Genomic DNA, 23,898 nt, shown 5'->3' on the forward strand with positions numbered 1-23,898 from the left:
TAATAACAATTAAAGTTAAGCAAATAACAGTGTTAGCCTTATAACAAAATGCAAATAGTTGAGCCAACCTAAAACCTCGGTCTAAAAACTACTGCGTAAAAACATATTGTACCATATTGGCGCCCATTTTAAGCGCCTTTATACGGGTCTCCTGCGTATCGCCGGCATAAGTGCCATAATCCTCCCAACCATTACCAAGATCGCACTCGTAGTCATAAAAACACACTAATCGCCCTTTGTATATCAATCCAAAACCTTGTGCGCGGGTGCCGTCATGCTCGTGTATTTTGGGCAAGCCATTGGGGAAGCTGTATTTTTGATGATAAATTGGATGATTGAGCGGCAACTCCACAAATTCAAGCTCAGGAAATACCTTTTTCATTTGCGGGCGAATGAATTTATCTAATCCGTAGTTATCGTCGATATGCAAAAAACCTCCGCCGGTGAGGTATTTGCGCAGGTTACGGGCTTCTTGGTCGCTAAAAATCACGTTACCATGCCCGGTCATAAAAACAAAGGGATAATTAAATATCGATGCACTGCCCACCTCAACAACCTCGTCATCGGTATCAAAGTTAGTTTTCAGGTTTTCATTACAGAATTTTGCCAGGTTGGTTAATGCGGTACGGTCGCCATACCAGTCGCCCCCGCCTGCGTACTTTAGCCGGGCAAGTTTATACGAGGGGGCGCAGAAACCACACAAAGCCACAAATGCAGCAAAAGCAATGACGATGTAACTAAGTTTTTTCATAGCCGGTTTAAAAAATTCACCTCGAAGCAGGCTTCCAGGGCGGCGGTTTCGGTACGCAGCCTGGCCTCACCCAAAGTTATCGGTTTAAAGCCGCTTTCCAAAGCCAGTTCAATTTCGGCAGGGCTAAAATCACCCTCGGGCCCTATCAATATCAAATAACGCCCCTGTGGGTCTATTACTTTACGTAAATCGAGCCTATCACCCGGTTCACAATGAGCAATAAATTTTTGCCCATCAAAGGGCAGCGCCAACAGCTGGTTAAATTTAACCGCATCATTTAGTATAGGGTGGTATGCTTTTAACGATTGCTTGATGGCAGCGGTGATAATCTTGTTAAGCCTGTCAACCTTGGCCTCCTTACGCTCCGACCGTTGGGTGATGATAAGCGATATTTCATCGATGCCAATTTCGGTGGCTTTTTCTAAAAACCACTCCAGGCGCTCGATATTTTTGGTGGGTGCTACAGCTATGTGCAGGTAATGGTTCCTTTTGTTAAACTCCGGAGTAACAGATGTAATATTAAGGATGGTACGCTTTGGATGCGCATCGTGAATAACAGCATTATAAAATCCGCCTCGACCGTCAATCAGTTGAACTTCGTCGCCAGCCTCCAGCCGCAAAACACGTATAGCATGCTTGCTCTCTTCTTCGCTAAGAAAATATTGGGGATGCGCGGGGGCAATATCGGGCGTATAAAAAAGATGCATTGACTAAGCAGATTAATGTAAATCTACAGCATCTTCTTCATTTATTAGCAATTCAAGTTTAACAGATTCAATATTCTGATCTGATTTACGCAGCACAGTGATATTATAACCATTTGATTCCTTTTGTTCACCCACATCCGGTATCTTACCAAATATATCGCCTAACCAGCCGCTTACGGTATCAAAGTCGCCGTCTTCGGGTAAGTCGTGGGGCAGGTGTTCGTTTACATCATATATGGGCGCAAGGGCGTTTACAATAAACTCACGCTCGTTAACTTTTTCAACAATTGGCTTTTCCTCATCGTACTCATCCTGTATCTCGCCTACCAGTTCCTCCACAATATCCTCCAGCGTAACCATGCCGGCGGTTCCGCCAAACTCATCCAGCACTATAGCTATCTGGATACGTTTTTGCTGAAGCTCGGCCATCAAGTCGTTTATTTTTTTGGTTTCGGGAATAAAGTACGGTTTGCGGATGATATTTTTCAGCACTATCTCTTCGTTACGTGCAAGCAACGGCAAAATATCTTTGGCATGTACTATCCCGATGATCTTATCTATAACGTCATCAAAAACCGGCATCCGGGAGTAGCCTTCGTCGATAATCATATCCAGCAACTCCTGCTTGGTCGACGTGATATCGATGCCCGAAATTTTGGTGCGGGGTACCATAATGTTTTTAACAACCCGCTCGTTAAAATCAAACACATTCTGAATCAGCTCGTGCTCGTTTGAATCTAAAGCACCCGACTCTTTACCTTGTTCAAGCAGGTACTGCAACTCTTCAGAACTGTGGTGTGCTTCGCCACCCTCCAGGGTATTGATACCCAAAAGTTTTAAAATGAAATTTGCGAAGCCATTTAAAACCCATATCAAAGGTTTAAAAAAGACGAAGAAAAACCGTAGCGGCAGCGAAATGGCCAGCACCGTACGTACCGACTTTTGAATGGCTATTGATTTGGGGGCAAGCTCGCCAAATACAATATGCAATACCGTAATAAATGTAAAGGCAAGAATGTGGCTGGCTGTAATAAACCCGGGCGAAAGGGTTATCCCCACTGCCAAAAATGCCCTGATAACAATATTGGTGGCAACTTCTTCGCCAACAACACCAAGGGCCAGTGAAGCAATGGTAATACCCAGCTGCGTGGCAGCCAGGTAACCATCCAGATTATGCAGTATGCCGCGCGCAACTTTGGCAACGCCGCTGCCCGATTTTGCTTTAATTTCTATTTGTGAACCCCGTACCCTTACCATGGCAAACTCTGCGGCTACAAAAAAACCGTTGAGCAAAACCAGGAATACGGTTGCAATTAAATAAAAGGTACTTATTTCGTAATGCGCGGGGTCCATCTAATATTTATTGGGTTACCGGAAAAGTAGACTTATACAATTCCAAACTCTCATTTATTACTTTATGCGCATAACGCACACCTAATAAATGCTCAATAGTTACGTTTTTGCCTTCCAGCTTTTTATAATCCTTAAAAAAACGCACAATCTCGGTCATGGCATGTGGCGGCAATTCATTCAGGTCGTTAATATAGTTAACCGACATGTCATTTTTTGCAACCGCGATAATTTTATCGTCCTGCTCGCCATTATCAACCATGTGCATTACGCCTACTACCTTTGCCTCAATTATCGACATAGGGAATACATCAATAGAACACAGCACTAATATATCCAACGGATCTTTATCATCACAATAAGTTTGTGGTATAAAGCCATAGTTAGCCGGGTACATTACTGATGAAAACAAAACACGATCTAATTTTAATAAACCAGATTCTTTATCAATTTCATATTTAGCTTTTGAGCCTTTAGGTATTTCTATTATAGCGTTAACAATTTCGGGAATGTTATCACCAGGAGAAACCTGGTGCCATGGATGTTGTGTACTCATTTGGTATTTGTAGTATATTTATTATCTAATATTCTGTTCTTTATTCTCTGCAATTTTCTTTCGTACGTAAGCAACAACAAGAGGGATCGTAGTAATCACTATAAGCCCTAATACCACATACTGCATGTAATCCTTCAACTGCGGAAACCTTTTTCCTAAAAAAAAGCCGCCCAAGGTAAAGGTGCACACCCATGCTACGCAACCAACAAGATTGTATAAAGCAAACTTTTTAAGATCAACTTTAACAACACCTGCAAATATAGGGGCAAATGTCCTAACGATAGGGAAAAATCTGCCCAAAATCAAAGCCATACCGCCGTATTTGTTATAAAAGTCACTGGCCAGTATTACATATCGCTTTTTGAAAAACAGCGAGTCGTTTCTATTGAACAATACAGGGCCTGTTCGATGACCAAACCAATATCCTGTAAAATTTCCTAATATGCCTGCTGCAATGAGCGATAACACCAATGTAGATATGTTTACGTCAACCTTGCCTGCAGAACACAACAAGCCTGCCATAAATAGCAAATAGTCTCCTGGTAAAAAAAAACCAAAAAACAACCCGGTTTCAGCAAAAACAACAACAAGCAGGAAATAAAAACCTCCCCTACTTATGATGGATTGAGCGTCCGTTAAATTTTGAAGGTAATCCCAAAAACTTTCCATTCACTATATCTGTAAAACTACAAATATTATATCAATTTGTAGTACCCAGTTACTATTAAATGAAATAGGAAATAAAATCGGGGTAAACACCGATGATGATAGTCGCCAATGCCGAAATAGCAAAAACAATTTTATAGTAAGCCGGCACTACCAGTTCGGCCCTGTCTGCCGACCTGAAATACATGGCCACAATAACCCTGAAGTAGTAGAAAATACTGATGATGGCGTTTACAACAGCTACTATAACCAGCCAAAACTGGTATTTAGCAAGCGCTCCGGTAAACATATAAAACTTGCCCATAAAGCCTGCGGTAAGCGGGATACCGGCTAATGAAAGCATTGCTATAGTGAGCACTAATGCCAGGAAAGGGTTCTTTTTTGCAAGGCCGTTAAAGCTCTCAAAATTATCGCTGCCGCTTTGCTGTTGCACCAAAATAAGGGCGCCAAAAGCTACAATTGATGCAACAGAATAGGCTGTTGCATAAATAAATACCGAATTGGCCGAACTTGCACCTAAAGCCACAATTGCAAAAAGCAGGTAACCGGCATGCGAAATACTTGAAAAAGCAAGCATCCTTTTAAAGCTTTGCTGATATAATGCGGTAATATTGCCTATAAACAACGTTGCCACAGTGATAACCAGTAAAATTGGTGTCCAGAAATCAGATATTGGTGCGAAGCATACTGAAAACAACCGCAGGAATGCCGCAAAGCCGGCAGTTTTTACGACTGTAGACATGAAAGCAGTGATTAGCGTTGGCGAACCCTCGTACACGTCCGGTGTCCAGAAATGGAATGGTGCAGCACCTACTTTAAAGCAAAGGCCAACAATGATAAGCCCTATACCTGTATAAAACATAGGATCGGCATGTGGATGAGCAACAACCCAATCGCTGATAACCTCCAGGCTAAAAGAGCCTGTTGTGCCGTAAAGCAGCGTAATACCGAATAGTAAGAAACCTGTGGAGAAAGCCCCCATCAGGAAATATTTTAATGCCGCCTCATTTGAGGCAAAATCGCTCTTCTTAATACCAGCCAGTATATACAAGCTTACCGACATGATTTCGATACCGATAAACATCATGGTTAAGTTGTAATAAGAAACCATTACAATAATGCCTGCCAATGAAAAAAGGATAATGGCATAATATTCGGCTACGTGATTACTTATTTTTTCAAAATATCCCGCTGATAACAGCAGGATTAAAATGGTTGTTATAATTGCAATTGATGAAAATACAACAGAAAAATTATTGAACATCATCATACCATGAAAAGTAGGAATTGTGGTATCGGGCCTTTTATATTCGGCCACAGCGCAAGCCAGCGCGGCAAGCAAACCAACAATTGTAACAGGTAATAATGCTTTTGAAGCCTTGTACAAGCCAAGGTACAGCAACACTATTGGTAAAACAGATATGATGATTAAAGTAGTCATGTTCTTGTTAAATTCTAAAAGCCAAATTCTAAACTCTAAAGGGCAAAGCCAGCATTAGAAAGCCGGTTTTGTATTCAAAGTATTTATCAAATTAGTAACAGCCGCCTCGGATATGTGCAAAATAGGTTGCGGGTATATACCTATACCAATTATTAATACACAGATAATACCAAGCACCAATTGCTCAGATCCGCTGATGTCTTTAAAATTGGTAGTTAATTCGTTGGTCTCGCCCTGCATTACATTTTTGTACATGCGCAGCATATAAACCGCACCTAAAATAATGGTAGTACCGGCAATTACAGCCAAGGCGATATTCATGTAATGGAATGCGCTGTATTGAAACACACCATCTAACAGTAAAAACTCGCCTACAAAACCATTGGTTAATGGCAGGCCTACAGTACCCAATACAATAATTAAAAACGCTATGGAAAATTTAGGGGCTACTTTAGCAATACCACCAAGGTTTCCTATTTCGCGGGTGTTTAAACGGGTGCTGATGATATCCCAGATAAAAAACATACCAACCACGTTTATACCGTGGTTAAGCATCTGCACCATTGCTCCCTGTACACCCTGCTGGCTCCATGAAAATATACCCGCGGCAATTAAGCCCACGTGCGCAATAGATGAATAAGCTACCAAACGCTTGCCATCGGTTTGTTTAAAAGCAATAATTGATGCATAAACAATACCTATTACTGCCAATGTAGTTATTATAGCCTGCCAATGGTCAAGACCTGCTGGTGCATTTGGGATCATCCAGCGAATAGCACCATAAACACCCATCTTAAGCATAATACCTGATAACATCATGGTACCGCCGGTTGGGGCTTCGGTATAAGTATCGGGCTGCCAGGTATGGAACGGGAATACAGGCATCTTAATGGCAAATGCCAAAAAGAATGCTAAAAACACCCATGACTGCTGCTGAGTGCCTAATTTTAAAGTATAAAAGGCATGTATATCAAACGTTTTTGTTGGCGACTGCAGGTAGAGGTAAATGATGGCCACCAACATAAACAACGAGCCTGCAAACGTATAGATAAAAAACTTCAGCGTAATACGGATGCGATTTTCGCCACCCCAAAGGGCACATATAAAGTAAATTGGAATTAATGCTGCCTCCCATCCTACGTAAAACAAAAAGCCATCCATCGCAGTAAACACCAGTAGTAACCCGGCCTGCATAAATAAAATCAGGCCGTAAAACGCGCCCGCATTTTTGTACTCGTGCTTAAATGTACTTAATATGATAAGCGGAACAAGCAATACCGTAAGTAACACTACAATCATGCTAATGCCATCAATACCTGCTTTAAAATAAATGCCTAACCGGGGTATCCATGGGGCATCTATAACAAACTGCGAAGTTGCATCGGGTACAAACTTGCTTAAAAACAAGCCTGCCACTGCCAGCTCAGCTATTGCAAAAAATAAAGCGGCATATTTGGCTGTGTCGCCTTTTAAAAAGGCTACTATAACTGCGGCAATTACCGGTAAAAAAATTAATATACTAACGGTCATTTTATGTTTTAAACGCTATCGTTTATACTTTAGTTAATCCAAATGCGGTATACAGCAACACGCCAATAATACCCAGTACCATTACAAATATGTAAAAACCTACATTTCCGGTTTGCAGCAAGCGCAAGCCCTTACTGGTTTCAATTGTGCCTTTACCTATACCATTCACCAATCCGTCGATACCTAATTTTTCTACCACGTTGTAGAAAAAGGTCGACAGAAAATCCAACGGTTTACGGATAAGGAAATCATACAGTTCATCAACATAAAATTTATGGTATGATAAACTGGTTAGCGCAGGGCGTTCTTCGGTATCAGCTACCGGTACGCGGCCGTTTTGCACATATTTAATGTAAGCATAAACTAATGCAATCAAAGCCACGGTAACAGAGGTCCCCATCAATATCCATTCGGTATTTGAAGATAATTCATGCATAGGCAAAGCCGCAGTGGAAGCCTTAAATACAGGTGCCAGATAATGCGCCAGTTCATGATGGCCACCCAATACCTCTGGCACACCTATTAAACCACCTACGATGGATAATACGGCCAATACGATTAAAGGGATGGTCATGGTAGCAGGTGATTCATGCAGATGATGTTCCTGCTCATGCGTTCCGCGGAATTTACCCCAAAAAGTAAGGTACATCATCCGGAACATATAGAAAGAGGTTAGCATGGCTGTAAACACACCGATTACATAAAATGTAGTGCTATGTTCGTAAGCGTGTGCTAAAATTTCGTCTTTTGAAAAGAAACCAGAGAATGGCGGGATACCAGATATCGCTATAGTACCTATTAACATGGTTACAAAGGTTACAGGCAGTTTGCCTTTTAAACCACCCATTTTACGCATATCCTGCTCGCCGCTTACCGCGTGAATAACAGAACCTGCACCAAGGAATAACAAAGCTTTAAAGAATGCATGGGTTAACACGTGGAAGAAAGAACCGGTGTAAGCACCAACACCCAGGCCCAAAAACATATAACCCAGTTGCGATACGGTTGAGTATGCCAATACCTTTTTAATATCGGTTTGTGTAAGCGCAATTAGTGCAGCAAACAATGCTGTAGCCAAACCTACTATTGCTACCACATCCATAGCAAATGGCGACAGTGTATAAATAATGTTTGAGCGGGCAATCATATAAATACCGGCGGTAACCATGGTTGCAGCATGTATTAATGCCGAAACCGGTGTGGGGCCGGCCATCGCGTCCGGTAACCAGGTAAACAACGGCAACTGTGCCGATTTACCCATTGCACCTACAAACAGCAATAAAGCAATAGCTGTAAGCGGCGCGGCGCCAACTTTCATTGCCGCTACTTTAGGGAAAAGGGATGCGAATTCAACGGTGCCAAAAGCATAGATGATGAGGAATACGCCCATCAAAAAGCCAAGATCGCCAATGCGGTTCATGATGAATGCCTTTTTAGCGGCATCCGCGTAGCTTGCATTGGTATACCAGAAACCTATTAACAGGTATGAGCATAAACCAACACCCTCCCATCCTATAAACATGATGATGTAGTTTGAACCCATCACCAGTAAAAGCATGAAAAACACAAACAGATTTAAATAAGCAAAGAACTTACCAAAGCCTTTATCATCATGCATATAGCCAATAGAATACAGGTGGATAAGGAAACCTACGCCTGTAATAATCAATAGCATGATAGAACTCAATTGATCTACAAGAAACGCGAACGGTACTTTTACAGGACCTGCGTTAATCCAATCGAAATAATTAACGTTAATTACCCCGGTGGCTTTTACCTGGAAGAAAACGGCAATACTTAAGGCAAAAGATGCCAATACCAGCGCACTGCCAATAAAGCCTATTATGCCTTTTGATAATGAATTACGGCCAAGCCCGTTAATAACAAAACCGGCTAACGGTAATATGGGAATAAGCCAGATATATTGATTCATGTTTTGAGTTATACGTTTTACGTACTACGTTATACGTTTCTATTTATTTAATCGTCAGTTGTCAGAGTAAAACTCTCTCTTCAATGCAAATCCGGTTTGCCTATCGGGGATTGCTTCGTACCTCGCAATGACGGTTTGTTATGTATTTTTTCTAATCCCTTAATTCCGAAATCAAAATTCCGAAATCCGAAATGGCAACTACCACTTCAGCCTGTTCAGCACGTTAATATCTATCGAATTTGTGTTCCTATAGATCATTACGATAATAGCCAAACCTACTGCAACTTCGGCGGCGGCCAGCGCCATAATAAAGAACACGAAAACCTGGCCGGTAGCATCGCCCCTGTATACAGAAAATGCGGTTAGCAACAGGTTTACCGAGTTCAGCATCAACTCAACCGACATAAATATCACAATGGCATTGCGGCGGATTAATACGCCCATTACGCCAATCGAAAAAATAATGGCACTTAACAATATGTAATGATTAAGCGGCACCGCGTGTATGGTATTTGTTAAACTTTCCATTATGTAGTTTTAGGGTCTTTTGTGGCCAGCAAAACAGCGCCTACCATTGCCGATAACAGCAATACAGACGACACTTCAAATGGCAATAAAAATTCGTTAAACAATACTTTACCCAGGTTTTTCACCAACCCAAGGTCGGGGTTTTGCAATACCACCGGGTTTGATGTGGCAACCAGTTTTAATGACGATGCAATTGCAACAGCAAGGATGCCGCCGCCAAATACACCGGCTATCTTGATCATAAAAGGCTTAACCGGCTCGCTTTCCTTATTCAGGTTAATGAGCATCAGGGTATACAGGAACAATACCAGGATAGCCCCCATGTATACTATAAAATTCACGATTGCCAAAAACTGGGCGTTCAGTAAAATATAGTGAATGGTGAACGTAAAAAAGGTAAGTATAAGATAAAGGATACTATGTACCGGATTTTTGGCCGAGATTACCAATATCGAAAAGAATATGGACAAAAACGCGATGAAGTAAAATGTACTCATGTTTATATTTACAAAATACCCTTGCCCTGCTTTAAGGTTGGGCAAAGGTATAAAACTTCTTTATTGATTTAAGGGTGCCTCTACTAATTTGTCTTTACCGTAAATAAAATCCTTCCTTAAATAGTCGGCAGGTACAATATCTCCGTCAAGGTAAATGGCTTCTTTAGGGCAGGCCTCTTCGCATAAGCCGCAAAAAATACAGCGCAGCATGTTTATTTCGTAAACAGCAGCGTATTTTTCTTCGCGGTACAGGTGCTCTTCGCCTTTCTGGCGCTCGGCTGCTGTCATGGTAATAGCTTCAGCAGGGCATGATAAAGCGCACAAACCACAGGCAGTACAACGTTCTTTACCATCCTCGTCGCGCTTAAGCGAATGCATACCACGGAAGTTTTCAGAAAACTCGCGCTTCTCTTCAGGGTAACTGATAGTTACAGGTTTTTTGAAAAAGTGCTTCATTGTAGTGGCCAAACCGCCAACAATGGCTGGCAGGTAAGCACGCTCCAGAAAATTGAGCGGCTTTACTTCCAATACTTTTTTCTTATTGCTTAATGATTCCATTTAATTAAAATCCAAAGTGTTTAAGTGCTGTACTCACCACACCGGTAAGCACTATGTTGGCAATAGCCAATGGTATCAATATCTTCCAGCCCAGGTCCATCAACTGGTCATAACGGAAACGTGGAATAGTCCAGCGTACCCACATAAAGAAGAAGATGAACAGGAATATTTTCGCGAACAACACTACGGTGCCAATCAGCGGGCCAATTGCAGGGCCTACATGTGCTGTAACCCAATCCATACCCGGGTAGTTATAGCCCCCCCAATAAAGGGTAGCCATTACTGCCGATGAAATGAACATGTTGATATACTCTGCAAACAAATAGAAACCTAATTTCATTGATGAGTACTCTGTATGGTAGCCACCTACAAGCTCGGTTTCGCACTCGGGTAAGTCAAACGGTGTGCGGTTAGTTTCGGCAAATGCGCATACGATGAATATCAAAAAGCCCAGCGGTTGGCGCAGTATATTCCAGTTCCAGCCGTGCTGCTGCTCGGCAATCTCTTTCAAACTTAAAGTGCCGGTAAGCATTAATAAGGCAATGATGGATAAACCCATCGAAATTTCGTAGCTGATGTTTTGAGATGCCGCACGGATAGCGCCTAACAATGAGTATTTATTGTTTGATGCCCAGCCGCCAATCATTACACCATAAACGCCTAAGGATACCACGCCGAAGATATATAATACACCAACATTGATATCGGTAACCTGCAAATCAATAATGTGACCGCCGATAACCATTTTTTGACCCCATGGAATAACTGCCGAACCTATACAAGCTGTTAAAATAGCTAAACAAGGGCCTACTATAAACAGAAAAGAAGTAGCATTTGTAGGGATAATCTCTTCTTTTAAAAACATCTTGCCACCATCTGCAAGCGGCTGTAAAATACCCCAGGGACCGGCACGGTTAGGGCCTATCCTATCCTGGAAAAACGCCGCAATTTTACGCTCGGCATAAGTTGAGTACATGGCCACAACCAAACTGATCAGGAAAATAACAACGATCAGTACAATCCTAAATATTAAATCGGTTCCCATTATAAGCGTGTATCCCTTTCAAATTGTTCTTTATTGGCCTCCAGTAATACCGGGTTTGTTTTAACAACCGGCAGCGGCGTAAACTCGTAATGATTTGAGCTGATAACCGATTTGTGCGATATTTTACGCGGGCCTTCAATTACCCAATCAGCTGTTTTCTTTTTATCAAAGCGGCAGGTATTGCAAATAAATTCTTCTACCTCGCCATAAACATCTTTACGGCCGGTTACCCTGATCACATCTTCACCCTTATACCATAAAGTTACTTTACCACAGCATTTATCGCAATCGCGATGCGCATCTACCGGCTTGGTAAACCAAACACGGTTTTTAAAGCGGAAAGTTTTATCAGTTAACGCGCCTACCGGGCAAACATCAATTACGTTACCTGAAAAATCGTTATCAACAGATTTACTGATATAAGTAGATATCTCAGAATGATCGCCCCTGTTCAGGATACCGTGTAAACGGGTATTGGTGATCTGGTCGGCGGTGAAAACACAACGGTAGCAAAGGATGCAACGCGTCATGTGCAACTGAATTTTATCGCCAATATCAATTTTTTCAAAAGTACGGCGATCAAATTCGTAGCGGGTTTTAGCTGCTCCGTGCTCAAAGCCCAAATCCTGCAGGTGGCATTCGCCGGCCTGGTCGCATACCGGGCAATCCAGCGGGTGATTGATCAACAGCATTTCAACCACACCTTTACGGGCCTCGATAACTTCGGGCGATGTAATGTTTTGCACTTCCATGCCATCCATAACACCTGTACGGCATGATGCTACCAGTTTTGGCATAGGGCGCGGGTCTTTTTCAGATCCTTTGGTCACCTTAACCAAACAGGTACGGCATTTACCACCACTGCCTTCCAGCTTGGAGTAATAGCACATAGCAGGCGGAACGATGTCGCCACCTATCTGCCTCGCGGCATTAAGTATGCTTGTTCCTGGTTCTACTTCAACGGGTATTCCGTCAATCGTTACTTTCATCGACATTTATATATATAACGTCCTTGTATAAACTCTAAATCCTAATCTCTAAACTCTAAAGTTCAGAAGCCTATCGTTGTATATAACGATCTTTATTTCTTTCCGTCATTGCGAGGAACGAAGCAATCGCGAACTTTACAGGGTGGACCTGCTACTTGGGGATTGCTTCGTTCCTCGCAATGACGCGTGGGTTTTATGCTGTCGCTGCAACCGTTAACGGATCCGCATAATGCGCTAATCCAAAATTACGGGTTGTAGCTTCTGCTCCGTTAGTTACATGCCATTCAAACTCATCCCTGAAATGGCGGATAGCACTGGCTACGGGCCAGGCTGCAGCGTCACCAAGCGGACAAATCGTGTTACCTTCAATTTTTTTAGATACATCAACCAACAGGTCCATGTCGCTCATTTTACCGTGACCGTGCTCTAAGCGGTGTAATACTTTTTCCATCCATCCGGTACCTTCGCGGCATGGCGAACATTGTCCGCAGCTTTCGTGGTGATAAAAACGGGTGAAGTTCCAGGTATTACGTACTATACATTGATCTTCGTCATAAGCTATAAAACCTCCTGAACCCATCATGGTACCGCTAACAAATCCGCCATCGGCCAATGATTCATAACTCATCAGGCGCGGTTCGTTGTTAATGGTTTTCATGAACAGGTTAGCCGGTAAAATCGGCACAGATGAACCGCCTGCTACAACCGCTTTTAAGCGTTTGCCGTTGGCAATACCACCACAATATTCGTCGGAGTATAAAAATTCTTCAACAGGCAGCCCAAGGTCAATTTCATATACACCAGGCTTTTTAACGTTACCACCAGCCGAAATCAGCTTGGTGCCTGTGCTGCGGCCAATGCCTATTTTAGCATATTCGTCGCCACCATCGTTAATGATAGGTACTACAGCAGCAATTGACTCCACATTGTTCACCACGGTTGGGCAGCCATATAAACCAGCAATAGCCGGGAATGGTGGTTTAATACGCGGGTTACCACGCTTGCCTTCCAATGATTCTAACAGGGCGGTTTCTTCCCCGCAGATGTATGCACCGCCACCCGGTTGTACGTACAGCTCCAGGTCGTAGCCCGATCCTAATATATTTTTTCCTAAAAATCCTTTTGCTTTTGCTTCCGCGATAGCCCTCTCCAGGATCCGGATCTGCGGCATCATTTCGCCACGAACGTAGATGTATGATGTTTTGGCACCCAGCGCAAAGCTGGCAACAATCATCCCCTCAATTAGTAAGTGAGGGATGTAGGTCATCAAGTAACGGTCTTTAAAAGTACCGGGCTCCGATTCATCAGCGTTGCAAACCAGGTAGCGTTCCACACCCTCGGGTTTAGCCAAAAAACTCCATTTCATGCCAGTTGGGAAACCCGCACCACCACGACCGCGTAAGCCTGATTTTTTCACCTCTTCCACAATCGCCTCGGGCGTCATGGTTTTTAAAGCTTTCTCTACAGATGCATAACCACCTTTTTGGCGGTAAACATCAAATGTATTGATGCCGGGTACGTTTATATGTTCTAAAAGTAATTTGCGTCCCATTGCTTTAATTTTTTGCTTTTGCCCTTAAATCACTAACCAGTTTATCAACCGATTCGTTAGTTAAATTCTCGTAAAAAGTATATTCGGGGCCTATTTGTAAAACAGGGCCGTAACCACATGCTGCAAGGCATTCTACGCCTCTCCAGCTAAATAAGCCATCGGCAGTAACTTCGCCTTCGGGTACACCAAGCGTTTGCTCAATATGATCCATGATCTTATCGGCACCAACTACACCACATGGGCCTGTACGGCATACTTCCAATACATATTTACCGCTTGGCTTAAGCAGGTACATGGTATAAAATGTAGCTACTTCGTAAACCTCAATCGGTAATATATCCAAATAGGCTGCAACCTTATCCATAGCCTGCGGGCTAACCCAGCCAAACTCGGCCTGTACATAGTGCAGGATAGGCAACAATGCCGATTTTTGTTTACCTGCAGGATAGCGGGTAACCACATCAGCAAATTTATTCAGCAGTTCCGGGCTAAACTCAACCGAAACCTGAGTATCTTCAACTCTAAGCATCTAACTCTCCGGCTATAACGTTTAAACTACTCATATTAATAATCGCGTCTGATAATAACATACCGCGGCTCATCGGCGCATACATCTGGTAATTGATAAAGCTTGGCCTGCGGAAATGCAAACGGTATGGGCTGCGTCCGCCATCATTCACCAAATAGAAACCTAATTCGCCATTGGCACCTTCAACCGAATGATAAACCTCGGTATTAGGGGTTGGTATCTCGCCCATCACAATTTTAAAGTGATAGATCAAAGCTTCCATATTATTATAAACTTCTTCTTTTGGAGGCAGGTAAAACTCAGGCACATCGGCATGGAAAACGTCCGATGGCTCTTTATCCAGTTTGGTTAAGGCCTGGTCAATAAGGCGCAAACTTTGCCACATCTCTTCGTTGCGTACCAAAAAGCGGCTATAAACGTCGCCATTGGTACCTACGGGTACTTCAAATTCAAAATCTTCGTATGACGAGTACGGGTTCATAGCCCTTACATCGTAATCAACACCAGCGGCGCGCAGTAAAGGGCCTGTCCAACTATAAGCTAAAGCATCCTCGGCAGTAACAGCGGCCACATCTTTTGTTCTATCAACAAAAATGCGGTTACGGTTAAACAGCGATTCAAACTCTTTTAATGTTTTAGGGAAATCAATCAAAAACTTACGCAGTTTGGCAAAAGCAATGGAGTTAAAGTTACGTTCAAAACCACCAATACGGCCAATGTTTGTAGTCAGGCGGCTACCGCAAACTTCTTCATAAATTTCATAAATGGCCTCGCGGAATTCCATCATGTACAGGAAGCCGGTAAAAGCGCCGGTATCTACACCCAATACGCCGTTACATACAATATGATCGGCAATACGGGCCAGTTCCATCACAATTACGCGCAGATAATCAACCCGTTTTGGTGTAGTAATTCCCAACAGCTTCTCTACCGTCATGTGCCAGCCCATATTGTTAATGGGAGACGAACAGTAGTTAAGCCTATCGGTTAACGGAGTTATCTGGTAAAAAGGGCGGTGTTCGGCAATTTTTTCAAATGCGCGGTGAATATACCCTATGGTTGATACGCCGCTCACAATTCTTTCGCCATCCAATTGCAGCACATTTTGAAACACGCCGTGAGTTGCAGGGTGTGTAGGGCCGAGGTTTAAGGTCGAGAGCTCGTTTTGCGGATCGTTATCTGTATATACAGGATGGTTTTGCATCAGTATAATTTATATTTCTTTTTATATAGTAATGCCGCGTAAGGTTACCCTGTGCGGCACGTTTTTATCTTCCAAAAAAGTAATCCTTCTTGTCAACACGGTTAGGGTCTTCCAGCGGGAATTCTTTCCGCATCGGAAAAGCGGTCATATCGTCAACATTCAAAATACGGCGCAGGTCGGGATGCCCATCGAAGATCACTCCAAAAAAGTCGTAAGTTTCGCGTTCCATCCAGTTAGCGCCTTCCCATAATACGGTGGCCGTCGGGATCTGTACATCGCCATCAACCAAAAATACTTTTATCCGGATACGGGTATTGGTGGTAAGGCTGTGCAAATGGTAAATAATACCAATCTGTTTTTCCTGCTCAGGGTAGTGAATACCGGTAATATCTGTTAAAAATATAAACTTAAGGGCCGGGTCTGTTTTCAGGAAAGTTAACAGGTCAATAATTTGCTCGCGGCTGGTTTCTACAGTCAGCAAACCATAAGGTTCGCCCACTAAGGTAACCTGCTCGCCAAATTTCTCGCCGATTCTTTTTAAAAGCTCTTCGTTAGGTATCTGGGCCATTCTTATTGGATTCCGTATTTAGCTAATAATTCCTGGTATTTAGGCTCATTTCTTCTGCGCACTGTTTCAGTTTTTACCAGTTCCTGTATGTTCATAAAACCATCAATGATGGCTTCAGGGCGCGGCGGGCAGCCTGGTACATAAACATCTACCGGGATAACTTCGTCAATCCCCTGCAACACCGAGTAAGTATCAAAAATACCGCCACTTGATGCGCAGGCACCAACGGCCATAACCCAGCGGGGCTCGGCCATTTGCAGGTAAACCTGGCGCAGTACCGGGGCCATCTTCTTGGCGATAGTACCCATAACCATCAGCAAATCTGCCTGGCGTGGCGAAAAGCTTAAACGCTCGGCACCAAAACGCGAAAGATCATAATGAGAAGCCATTGTGGCCATAAATTCAATACCGCAGCATGATGTGGCAAAAGGCAATGGCCATAGTGAGTTAGCGCGGGCCAAGCCAACCGCCTTATCAAGCGATGTAGCAAAAAAACCGGAACCTTCAACCCCCATAGGGGCATTAACTATTTGAATATCACTCATTGAATAATGTTAATAGAAAACATTACCTGCCCTAACAGGTAACGAGCGCAAAATTACGTAAATAACGATGTAAAAGGTACACTATGCAGGGCCAAAGACTATATTTAGAACTATTCTAAATACAATCAACCAGCCCCCTCTAAATCTCCCCCGGTAGGGGAGACTTTAAACTTCATCTTAAAGCAGCACATCAAAGTCCTCCCTACCGGGGAGGATTTAGGAGGGGCTTCTTAATCCCAGTCTAACGCGCCTTTTTTAATAACGTAGATAAAACCTAATAAAAGGGTAGCCATAAAAATGAACATCTCAATCATTCCCTGTTCGCCCATAGCTTTAAAATTAACAGCCCATGGGTACATAAAAATAACCTCAACATCAAACAACACAAAAAGGATGGCTACCAGGAAATACTTGATAGAAATAGGTGTACGGGCATTACCCACAACCTCGATACCCGATTCAAAAGGTGTAAGCTTATCTTTTGTTTTACGTTTAGGGCCAATTTTGTGTGTTACAAACATGGTAGTAACAACAAACCCTAATGCAACCAGCATTTGAAATATAATGGGCAGATAGCTACCCGGTAAACTGTGTGCTTCCATGCTGCAAATATACTAATGGATTGATAATAAAAAAGCCTTATTAGATTCAAGAGCCAAGAATCAAGAGTCAAGACATAAAAATATCTTCATGTTGCCGTCCTATCGGCCAAAACATGAGGTAATGATTCAACTTGCAAAGTTTACAGACACTCCAACCCGACGTTTTATATTAAGGCCAAATTCTCTTGTAAACCAAAGCATAAAAAAAGAGTCAAGATCAGGAACAGTAATACCACTCCTATCTTGACTCTTGACTCTTGATTCTTAACTCTTAATTCTAATTACTTGCTTTTTCCGGCTCCGCCTGCTTTGCGGGCGAAGAAAGCTACCACCTGCTTATTATTAGGGTCGTTATCCCTTGCTTTGGTGTAATTATCAGTAGCCTTGGCTAAATCTTTATCTTTAAACTCGGCATAAGTACCTAAATAAACGTAGGCCTCTGCAAGGTTTTTCTTGGCTTTATCATCAGGTGCGCCTTTAGCGGTTACAACCTCAATATATTTTTCGTAAAAAGGTTTGGCGTAGCCAACTATGTTGTTACGGTCTTTATCTTTCAACTCGTTAACACGCGCACGATAGATGTATGCATCTGAAGTTGTAGGGGCTTTTTGAGTAACGTAGCTAAATGCCGAATCAGCTTTAGCAATTACAGAGTCAGCACCTGGTTTCTTTTCGTCGTAACCGTAGTAGTAGCTGATACCTTCGTAAAAATAGTCAGTCAATTTCACAGCACGGCCACCTTTTACAGTAACTAACTTATAAGCATCACCAGCCTGAAGATATTTTTTCTGTTGAAATAATGACTTCGCAATTTCTCCATACACATCTGTTTGTGTTGAATCCATTGTTAAAGCTTTTTTCAAAGTATTGATACCTACCGAATCAGTACCTGTTTTCATCTGTAAACGCCCCAGGTATAAATAATCGCGGGGAACAATCCTTTTAGGATCTGCTTTTGTCATCCAGGTATTCATGGCTGTTAAACCGGCTGGATAATCTTTGTTTTCATAAGCCGAATAAGCCAGGTAACGATAAGCCCTCAGGTTTGAATTTGCTGATTTAGCCAAATCAGCTGCAACAGGCTGCAGTTCGGCATATTGGCCTGCACTGATCAGGAAGTCGGCATAACGCATTTGCGATTCTGGCGACTGATCTGTCAGGCTAATATATTTTTTGTATTCTTCAACCGCTTGTTTAATTTTAGCTGATGCCATTTTAGGATCAGTTGTTGCCCACCGGTTATCAGTTTCGGCCCATTCGCGGTAAGCCGGCCCATAATTAGGGTCGATGGCTAACGCATCCTGGAATTGTTTTTCAGAATCTTCAAAGTTATTAGCATATCTCCACAAAACACCGGTTGCTACTTTAGCAGCAGGGTTTTTAGGGTCGATGGTTGATGCATCAGAGTAAGCCTGGTAGGCTTCGTTACTTTTTATTTGCGAAGCGTAAGCATCACCTAAAGTAATTAACAGTTCCACATCTTTAGGGGCAACTACTTTACCTTTTTGCAAAACGGCGATTGCTGCGCTTGCATCGTCAACAGATACCTTACCATCTGTAGTTACGGGCAGCAAATAAGCTTTACCTACAAATACATAAGGTTTAGCGCTTTTGCCTGCAAGGGCAATAGCCTGGTTAAAGTTTGTTGTTGCACCTGCTTTGTCTTTATCTAAACGGGCAACGGCGCCTAAACCGGCATAGTTTAATCCCGATTTTGGGTTTACAGCAATACCTTTGTTAAAAGCTACTTTAGCAGAGTCAGAATAATCCTGCTTAATGTACACCCAACCCAGGTAAAAGAAATTTTCGTCCTTATCAGCCTGTGTGGTTGTAAGGTTTTTAAGCATCGATTTAGCTTTCTGATATTGTTCGGCGTCAATAGCTTTTTTGGCGTCGGCTAGACTTTGCGCAAAAACTGATGATGAACCCATTAATACCAGTCCTAATGTTGCCTTAGCTATTTTACTGATCATTTTCATCTTATTTTAATTATTTACTTTTTAAAATTATCTCTCGTGGCGGTATCGAATCGGGCAGTAACCCAGATCTTAATATAATCCGTTGCCCTACATCACTACCTAAAAAGGTTGCAAAACCTATTGCTAAACCAATCTTGCTCGAACTATTAACCAGGTACAATCCCCGGCTTAAAGGATACTGTTTTAAGACAAGCGATTCCTGTGAAGGTTTAAAGTATTGGCCGGGATACTCTTTATTGGCCTCATCCTTAACACTTACTATTTTCACATTATCCACATAAGCGGCAATATCCTTTGCCGGATCGTTTAGCCAGCTGAAACCTGTAATGCCAAGTGCATCCGGGTGTTCGCTAACGTACTTAATAACTTCCTTATTTGATTTGAGCGCGTAAATGTTCTTCTGCTTAAATTCCTTATTACCCGAAAACTCCTTCAAATACCTTACCAAACTCGAGTTTGGATTATCAAAAACAATTGTTTTATTCAGATCTCCTTGTCCGTTGAGCATCTTCTTCAACGTGCTTACGGTAATAGTAGTATCGTTTGAAGCGTGGTTTACAATTAATGCTACAGCGTCAATTGCAAATCGTTGCACCTCAACACTTAAACCGCGCTTTATCAGCACATTACGTTCAACTGTGTCGAGATTACGAGCCAATACAGCCATCCGCACGCTATCATTTAGCAACATATTAATGGCCTGGTTTTCGGATCTATACAAAAAAGTAGGATTAGCATCAGCATGCCTACTTTTAAATACATATTCTTCCTGCTCAATAATTGGTGCAAATGATTCATCCGCGGCAAACAGCGCTTTTCCCGAATCAAAAGTGTCAGTCCCTTTGGTTGCAGCAGGGTTTGAATTACAGGCCTGCAAGCTTAGCGCCGCCAAAAGCAAAAAAAAAGCGCATTTAGTAGTATAGCTATTCATCATACTTATCTTTTTTGAGTACCCTTGAGAAACGCAAAATAGCGTAGCCTATTATAAAGGCTCCAAAAAGTTTCCGCTGATATGGCTGTAACTGTAGTGGAAGCGCGTCCCAAAACATAATCATTAAGCCTAAAATTATAAAACAAATAAATGCGGCAGTTCCTAAAATAAGCAAAAACCGCCTTTTGGGCGATTTTTGCTCTTTATCTAAATTAATTGACATTATCTTAATTATCGGCAGCTAACGCAAAGCTTACCGGTACACTGTATTGTACACGTACAGGGCGACCGTTCTGAATACCTGGCTTCCACTTCGGCGATGATTTTAACACGCGCGTAGCTTCTGCATCCGTACCCTGGCTAAGGCTCCTGGTTACTTTAATGTCGGTTAATGAACCATCACGTTCCACAACGAAGGTAAGGATTACACGACCTTGTGTACCGTTTTCACGATCAACGGCCGGGTAACGGATATTCTTGCTTAAGTAAGCAATAAATTTATCCTGGCCACCTGGAAACTCTGGTAAATTTTCAACTGATGCAAAAATCTTATTAGGATCTTCCTCAACAACTTGTTTAATATCCGAGTTACCTACAGGCTCATCAATCCTGATTTCCTGGTTAGGGTCACCTTTCTGGTCTTTCTGACCAGGGTCAGCTACCTGAAGTTCCTTCACCGTTGGCGGGTCTTTTTCCTTAACCTCATTATCCGGTTTTACAATCGGAGGCGGGAAACGCACCTGGTCAACTTTTGGTTTTGGCGGTTCCGGCGGCGGCGGAGGTGGTTTTTTGGTTTGATCCACCGGTGGTGGCGGTAACAGCACTACGTCTGTTATCTTTACTTTGTCATCAGCTTTCGGGATAAGTCCCCTGATCTTCGCTACAATAGTAGGTGCAGAAACAACAAGCACGAAAAACACGATAGCGTAAATAAGCGCCCTTGATGTGTTTTTTGAGTTATCCTTTCTAAGCTCATAAGCCCCATAAGACTTATTCCTAAGATTAAAAACAACGTCGATCCATTTCTGATCTAATATGTCTAATTTTGATCCAAACATTTCTTGTCAGGCTTTAATAGTAATTAACGTTATTTATTATTATTTGGTATCGTTGTAAATATTTTCTCTTTTCAGCAACTCCACTTCAGGTGCTGTAATATCAACAATACCATACATTGTTATGTTAGTGATAGCCATTTCATCCAAAACACTTACCATGTTTTTGTATTTTGATTTATCACTTGGTTTTATTACAACAAACATAACCTTACCCGTTTTTGCCTGTACATCTTTGCCTTTTTCAATTAACAACTTACGCAAACCATCAGGGCGGTAGTTGGTAACTTCAGGAGCCGATTTACCAGGTTCTCCAAGGTACCATTCCAATTTGTCATCGCTACCCAATAAAAGGGTTAATGAACGTGAAGCGGCAATTGGCAACTGATCTTTGGTTTTTTCATCTTTATCAGGCATCGCAAGGTCCATCGCTTTTGATTTGGCCAATGTTGTGGTCATGATAAAGAAAGTAATCAGCAAGAATGCAAGGTCAACCATCGCGGTTAAATCTACACGGGTTGATTGCTTTTTACTTCTAACCTTCCCGCCTTTGTGTTTGCCTCCCCCGGAGGTATCTAATTCTGCCATGATTCTTTATTTTTTAGGGGCAGTACCACCGCCACCAAGATCTGTTATTAAACTAAACTTGTTAACTTTTTGCTTTTGCAAAATACCTACAACATCCTTAATAACCGGGTATTCTTCTTTGCTGTCGCCTTTAATTGCGATACGCATTTGCGTATTATGCAATGCAACAGTTGCTTTACGGGCTTCGCGAATCCAGTTAAATAATTCATTACTCACAGAATCTCTTGGAATACCTGGCGCAACAAATTTCTTTTGCTGATCTGCAGATAAAGCGATAAACTGCTTTAACTGGTTCATAGGCACGCCTACCGAAGTAATTGTAGAAAACCTGTTTTGCTCTTCGGGAGTGAATGTAATTTTATAAATATCACCCATTTGAGTTAACAGTGCCTTACGAATGTCGGTTCCTTCAACGCCGAAGAATGCTTTCTGAGACCCTACAGATACTGTACCAAAATCCGACTCAGGCACAGGCTGCTGGATGGAAGATTTCGGAATATCGATTGGAACCGGATCTTCCGTTTTTGGTTTTGCAGTTAATATAAAGAAAGTTAGCAACAGGAACGCCACGTCGCACATGGCGGTCATGTCAATTGCTGTACTCTTTCTTGGAACTTTTATCCTTGCCATATTAAAATTTTTTAAAAATATATAGTGTATAATGTATTTAAACTCCGCCCGTGTTAATTACACAGCAGATGCACTACTATATTTTTATTTGTTTTTATGTGACGAAGCAAATGTTTGCACGATGCTGAAACCAGTTTCGTCGATAGCGTAAGTCAGTTTATCAATTTTTGACGTAAATACGTTGTACATGATAATTGAGATAGCTGAAGTACTGATACCAAATGCAGTGTTAATCAAAGCTTCAGAGATGTGAGCTGATAGTTCAACCTGGTTAGGCACACCTGAAGTTGCTAACGCCGAGAACGCACCAATCATACCCACAACAGTACCTAACAAACCTGTTAATGTACCAATAGATACTAATGTTGCGATGATGGTTAAGTTTTGCTCTAACATTGGCATTTCTAAAGCTGTTGCTTCTTCGATGTCTTTTTGAATAGCTAAAGTTTTTTGGTCAACATCAAGGTTTGGCTCTGCTTCCATTTCGCCATATTTTTTCAATGCCGATTTGATAACGTTTGCTACTGAACCTTTTTGTTTATCACACTCAGCTGCTGCTGCTGCAATGTTACCAGCGTTAAGGGCAGCCTGGATCTTTCTAACAAAAGAGTCTACACTACCAGTACCTGATGCTTTACCAATTACTACAAAGCGCTCGATAGAGAAAACAATAACCATTAATAAGAACGACATGATCAAAGGTACGATAACACCGCCTTTGTGAACTGTTCCATAAATGTTTGCAGGGTAACCATTAGCTACGTCACCACCTTTAAAGTTGCTTGGATCACCAAGTATAAATACGAAAATACAAATTGCTACTACCAGGCAAATTGGAATAGTTAAAGAAGCAAATATGCTTGATGCACTTGAGCTTTCTTTTTTAACAGGAGTAGTTGGTTTTGTTGGTGCGTTTGCCATTACTTTTAAATTTTTAGTTTTAGTTTTTGTTTATGTTATAAGTTAGTTAAATGTGCTTTTAAAATGCGAATAACAAAAATAGAATTTTCTTTAAATAAAAAAACCATTTATATTATTCTTTACAATTTTTTAATACCAAATTACATTTTGTGTGCGATTGGATATAAATAACGTAATACCAATAAAATATTGTGTGTTGCCACTACAATTATTTGCAATGAAAACCATTTTTTTTAATATTAT

At 41.9% G+C, this 23,898-nt stretch carries 26 protein-coding genes; all 26 read right to left on the reverse strand.

The window, feature by feature from the left end; genetic code table 11:
• Window positions 1-88 precede the first annotated feature (88 nt).
• The 26 genes from FSB76_RS09640 to FSB76_RS09765 all read right to left on the reverse strand — a co-directional run bounded on the left by FSB76_RS09640 (window position 89) and on the right by FSB76_RS09765 (window position 23,655).
• Window positions 89-751: a DUF4159 domain-containing protein gene (locus FSB76_RS09640; protein WP_147053372.1), complete on the reverse strand. Its 663-nt coding sequence runs from the start codon at window positions 749-751 to the stop codon at window positions 89-91.
• A complete protein-coding gene (locus FSB76_RS09645) occupies window positions 748-1,458 on the reverse strand; it encodes a 16S rRNA (uracil(1498)-N(3))-methyltransferase (protein WP_147053373.1) in 711 nt (236 codons plus the stop codon). Before FSB76_RS09645 ends, FSB76_RS09640 begins: the two co-directional genes overlap by 4 nt.
• 12 nt (window positions 1,459-1,470) lie before the next feature.
• Window positions 1,471-2,811: a hemolysin family protein gene (locus tag FSB76_RS09650; RefSeq protein ID WP_147053374.1), complete on the reverse strand. Its 1,341-nt coding sequence runs from the start codon at window positions 2,809-2,811 to the stop codon at window positions 1,471-1,473.
• 7 nt (window positions 2,812-2,818) lie between these two features.
• Window positions 2,819-3,364, reverse strand: a complete 546-nt coding sequence (locus FSB76_RS09655; protein WP_147053375.1) for an inorganic diphosphatase — start codon at window positions 3,362-3,364, stop codon at window positions 2,819-2,821.
• A 21-nt stretch (window positions 3,365-3,385) separates the two neighbouring features.
• The gene (locus tag FSB76_RS09660; protein WP_090651803.1) at window positions 3,386-4,033 is read right to left on the reverse strand and encodes a DedA family protein; all 648 of its coding nucleotides are present in this window, start codon (window positions 4,031-4,033) and stop codon (window positions 3,386-3,388) included.
• A 55-nt stretch (window positions 4,034-4,088) separates the two neighbouring features.
• Window positions 4,089-5,471 carry an NADH-quinone oxidoreductase subunit N gene (locus FSB76_RS09665; RefSeq protein WP_147053376.1) on the reverse strand — a complete coding sequence of 461 codons (1,383 nt, stop codon included), beginning with the start codon at window positions 5,469-5,471 and terminating at the stop codon, window positions 4,089-4,091.
• Between the two features lie 54 nt (window positions 5,472-5,525).
• The gene (locus tag FSB76_RS09670; RefSeq protein WP_147053377.1) at window positions 5,526-7,001 is read right to left on the reverse strand and encodes a complex I subunit 4 family protein; all 1,476 of its coding nucleotides are present in this window, start codon (window positions 6,999-7,001) and stop codon (window positions 5,526-5,528) included.
• A gap of 22 nt (window positions 7,002-7,023) precedes the next feature.
• Entirely contained in the window at window positions 7,024-8,934 is a 1,911-nt protein-coding gene (gene nuoL / locus FSB76_RS09675; protein WP_147053378.1) for an NADH-quinone oxidoreductase subunit L, read from the reverse strand.
• Between the two features lie 198 nt (window positions 8,935-9,132).
• On the reverse strand, window positions 9,133-9,462 hold the full coding sequence (nuoK, locus tag FSB76_RS09680) for an NADH-quinone oxidoreductase subunit NuoK (protein ID WP_147053379.1): 330 nt from the start codon (window positions 9,460-9,462) through the stop codon (window positions 9,133-9,135).
• Window positions 9,462-9,959, reverse strand: coding sequence for an NADH-quinone oxidoreductase subunit J family protein (locus tag FSB76_RS09685; protein ID WP_090651869.1), 498 nt, complete (start codon window positions 9,957-9,959; stop codon window positions 9,462-9,464). Before FSB76_RS09685 ends, nuoK begins: the two co-directional genes overlap by 1 nt.
• A 60-nt stretch (window positions 9,960-10,019) precedes the next feature.
• Complete coding sequence (locus tag FSB76_RS09690) at window positions 10,020-10,517, reverse strand: NuoI/complex I 23 kDa subunit family protein (protein WP_147053380.1); 498 nt, start codon at window positions 10,515-10,517, stop codon at window positions 10,020-10,022.
• A 4-nt stretch (window positions 10,518-10,521) separates the two neighbouring features.
• Window positions 10,522-11,562, reverse strand: a complete 1,041-nt coding sequence (gene nuoH / locus FSB76_RS09695) for an NADH-quinone oxidoreductase subunit NuoH (RefSeq protein ID WP_147053381.1) — start codon at window positions 11,560-11,562, stop codon at window positions 10,522-10,524.
• Window positions 11,562-12,551: a 2Fe-2S iron-sulfur cluster-binding protein gene (locus tag FSB76_RS09700; RefSeq protein ID WP_394349425.1), complete on the reverse strand. Its 990-nt coding sequence runs from the start codon at window positions 12,549-12,551 to the stop codon at window positions 11,562-11,564. The genes nuoH and FSB76_RS09700 overlap by 1 nt, the downstream gene beginning before the upstream one ends.
• 193 nt (window positions 12,552-12,744) lie before the next feature.
• A complete protein-coding gene (nuoF, locus tag FSB76_RS09705; RefSeq protein ID WP_147053383.1) occupies window positions 12,745-14,103 on the reverse strand; it encodes an NADH-quinone oxidoreductase subunit NuoF in 1,359 nt (452 codons plus the stop codon).
• A gap of 4 nt (window positions 14,104-14,107) precedes the next feature.
• Window positions 14,108-14,632 carry an NADH-quinone oxidoreductase subunit NuoE family protein gene (locus FSB76_RS09710; RefSeq protein ID WP_147053384.1) on the reverse strand — a complete coding sequence of 175 codons (525 nt, stop codon included), beginning with the start codon at window positions 14,630-14,632 and terminating at the stop codon, window positions 14,108-14,110.
• A complete protein-coding gene (locus FSB76_RS09715; RefSeq protein WP_192910142.1) occupies window positions 14,625-15,836 on the reverse strand; it encodes an NADH-quinone oxidoreductase subunit D in 1,212 nt (403 codons plus the stop codon). Before FSB76_RS09715 ends, FSB76_RS09710 begins: the two co-directional genes overlap by 8 nt.
• 64 nt (window positions 15,837-15,900) lie before the next feature.
• Window positions 15,901-16,404 carry an NADH-quinone oxidoreductase subunit C gene (locus FSB76_RS09720; RefSeq protein WP_147053386.1) on the reverse strand — a complete coding sequence of 168 codons (504 nt, stop codon included), beginning with the start codon at window positions 16,402-16,404 and terminating at the stop codon, window positions 15,901-15,903.
• 2 nt (window positions 16,405-16,406) lie between these two features.
• Window positions 16,407-16,949 (reverse strand): NADH-quinone oxidoreductase subunit B, encoded by a 543-nt coding sequence (locus tag FSB76_RS09725; protein ID WP_090651791.1) that lies wholly within the window; start codon window positions 16,947-16,949, stop codon window positions 16,407-16,409.
• Window positions 16,950-17,179: 230 nt separating this feature from the next.
• Window positions 17,180-17,551, reverse strand: coding sequence for an NADH-quinone oxidoreductase subunit A (locus tag FSB76_RS09730; protein ID WP_090651790.1), 372 nt, complete (start codon window positions 17,549-17,551; stop codon window positions 17,180-17,182).
• A gap of 281 nt (window positions 17,552-17,832) precedes the next feature.
• Window positions 17,833-19,524, reverse strand: a complete 1,692-nt coding sequence (locus FSB76_RS09735; protein ID WP_225976469.1) for a tetratricopeptide repeat protein — start codon at window positions 19,522-19,524, stop codon at window positions 17,833-17,835.
• 16 nt (window positions 19,525-19,540) lie between these two features.
• On the reverse strand, window positions 19,541-20,464 hold the full coding sequence (locus tag FSB76_RS09740) for a PstS family phosphate ABC transporter substrate-binding protein (protein WP_147053388.1): 924 nt from the start codon (window positions 20,462-20,464) through the stop codon (window positions 19,541-19,543).
• Window positions 20,454-20,684, reverse strand: a complete 231-nt coding sequence (locus FSB76_RS09745) for a hypothetical protein (protein WP_147053389.1) — start codon at window positions 20,682-20,684, stop codon at window positions 20,454-20,456. Before FSB76_RS09745 ends, FSB76_RS09740 begins: the two co-directional genes overlap by 11 nt.
• Window positions 20,685-20,688: 4 nt before the next feature.
• Window positions 20,689-21,519: an energy transducer TonB gene (locus FSB76_RS09750; protein ID WP_147053390.1), complete on the reverse strand. Its 831-nt coding sequence runs from the start codon at window positions 21,517-21,519 to the stop codon at window positions 20,689-20,691.
• Window positions 21,520-21,558: 39 nt separating this feature from the next.
• Window positions 21,559-22,104 (reverse strand): ExbD/TolR family protein, encoded by a 546-nt coding sequence (locus FSB76_RS09755; protein ID WP_147053391.1) that lies wholly within the window; start codon window positions 22,102-22,104, stop codon window positions 21,559-21,561.
• A 6-nt stretch (window positions 22,105-22,110) separates the two neighbouring features.
• Window positions 22,111-22,734 (reverse strand): ExbD/TolR family protein, encoded by a 624-nt coding sequence (locus FSB76_RS09760; protein WP_147053392.1) that lies wholly within the window; start codon window positions 22,732-22,734, stop codon window positions 22,111-22,113.
• A gap of 84 nt (window positions 22,735-22,818) precedes the next feature.
• A complete protein-coding gene (locus FSB76_RS09765) occupies window positions 22,819-23,655 on the reverse strand; it encodes a MotA/TolQ/ExbB proton channel family protein (protein ID WP_147053393.1) in 837 nt (278 codons plus the stop codon).
• Window positions 23,656-23,898: the final 243 nt, after the last annotated feature.

This window comes from Mucilaginibacter ginsenosidivorax, from assembly GCF_007971525.1.
Taxonomy (GTDB): Bacteria; Bacteroidota; Bacteroidia; order Sphingobacteriales; family Sphingobacteriaceae; genus Mucilaginibacter; species Mucilaginibacter ginsenosidivorax.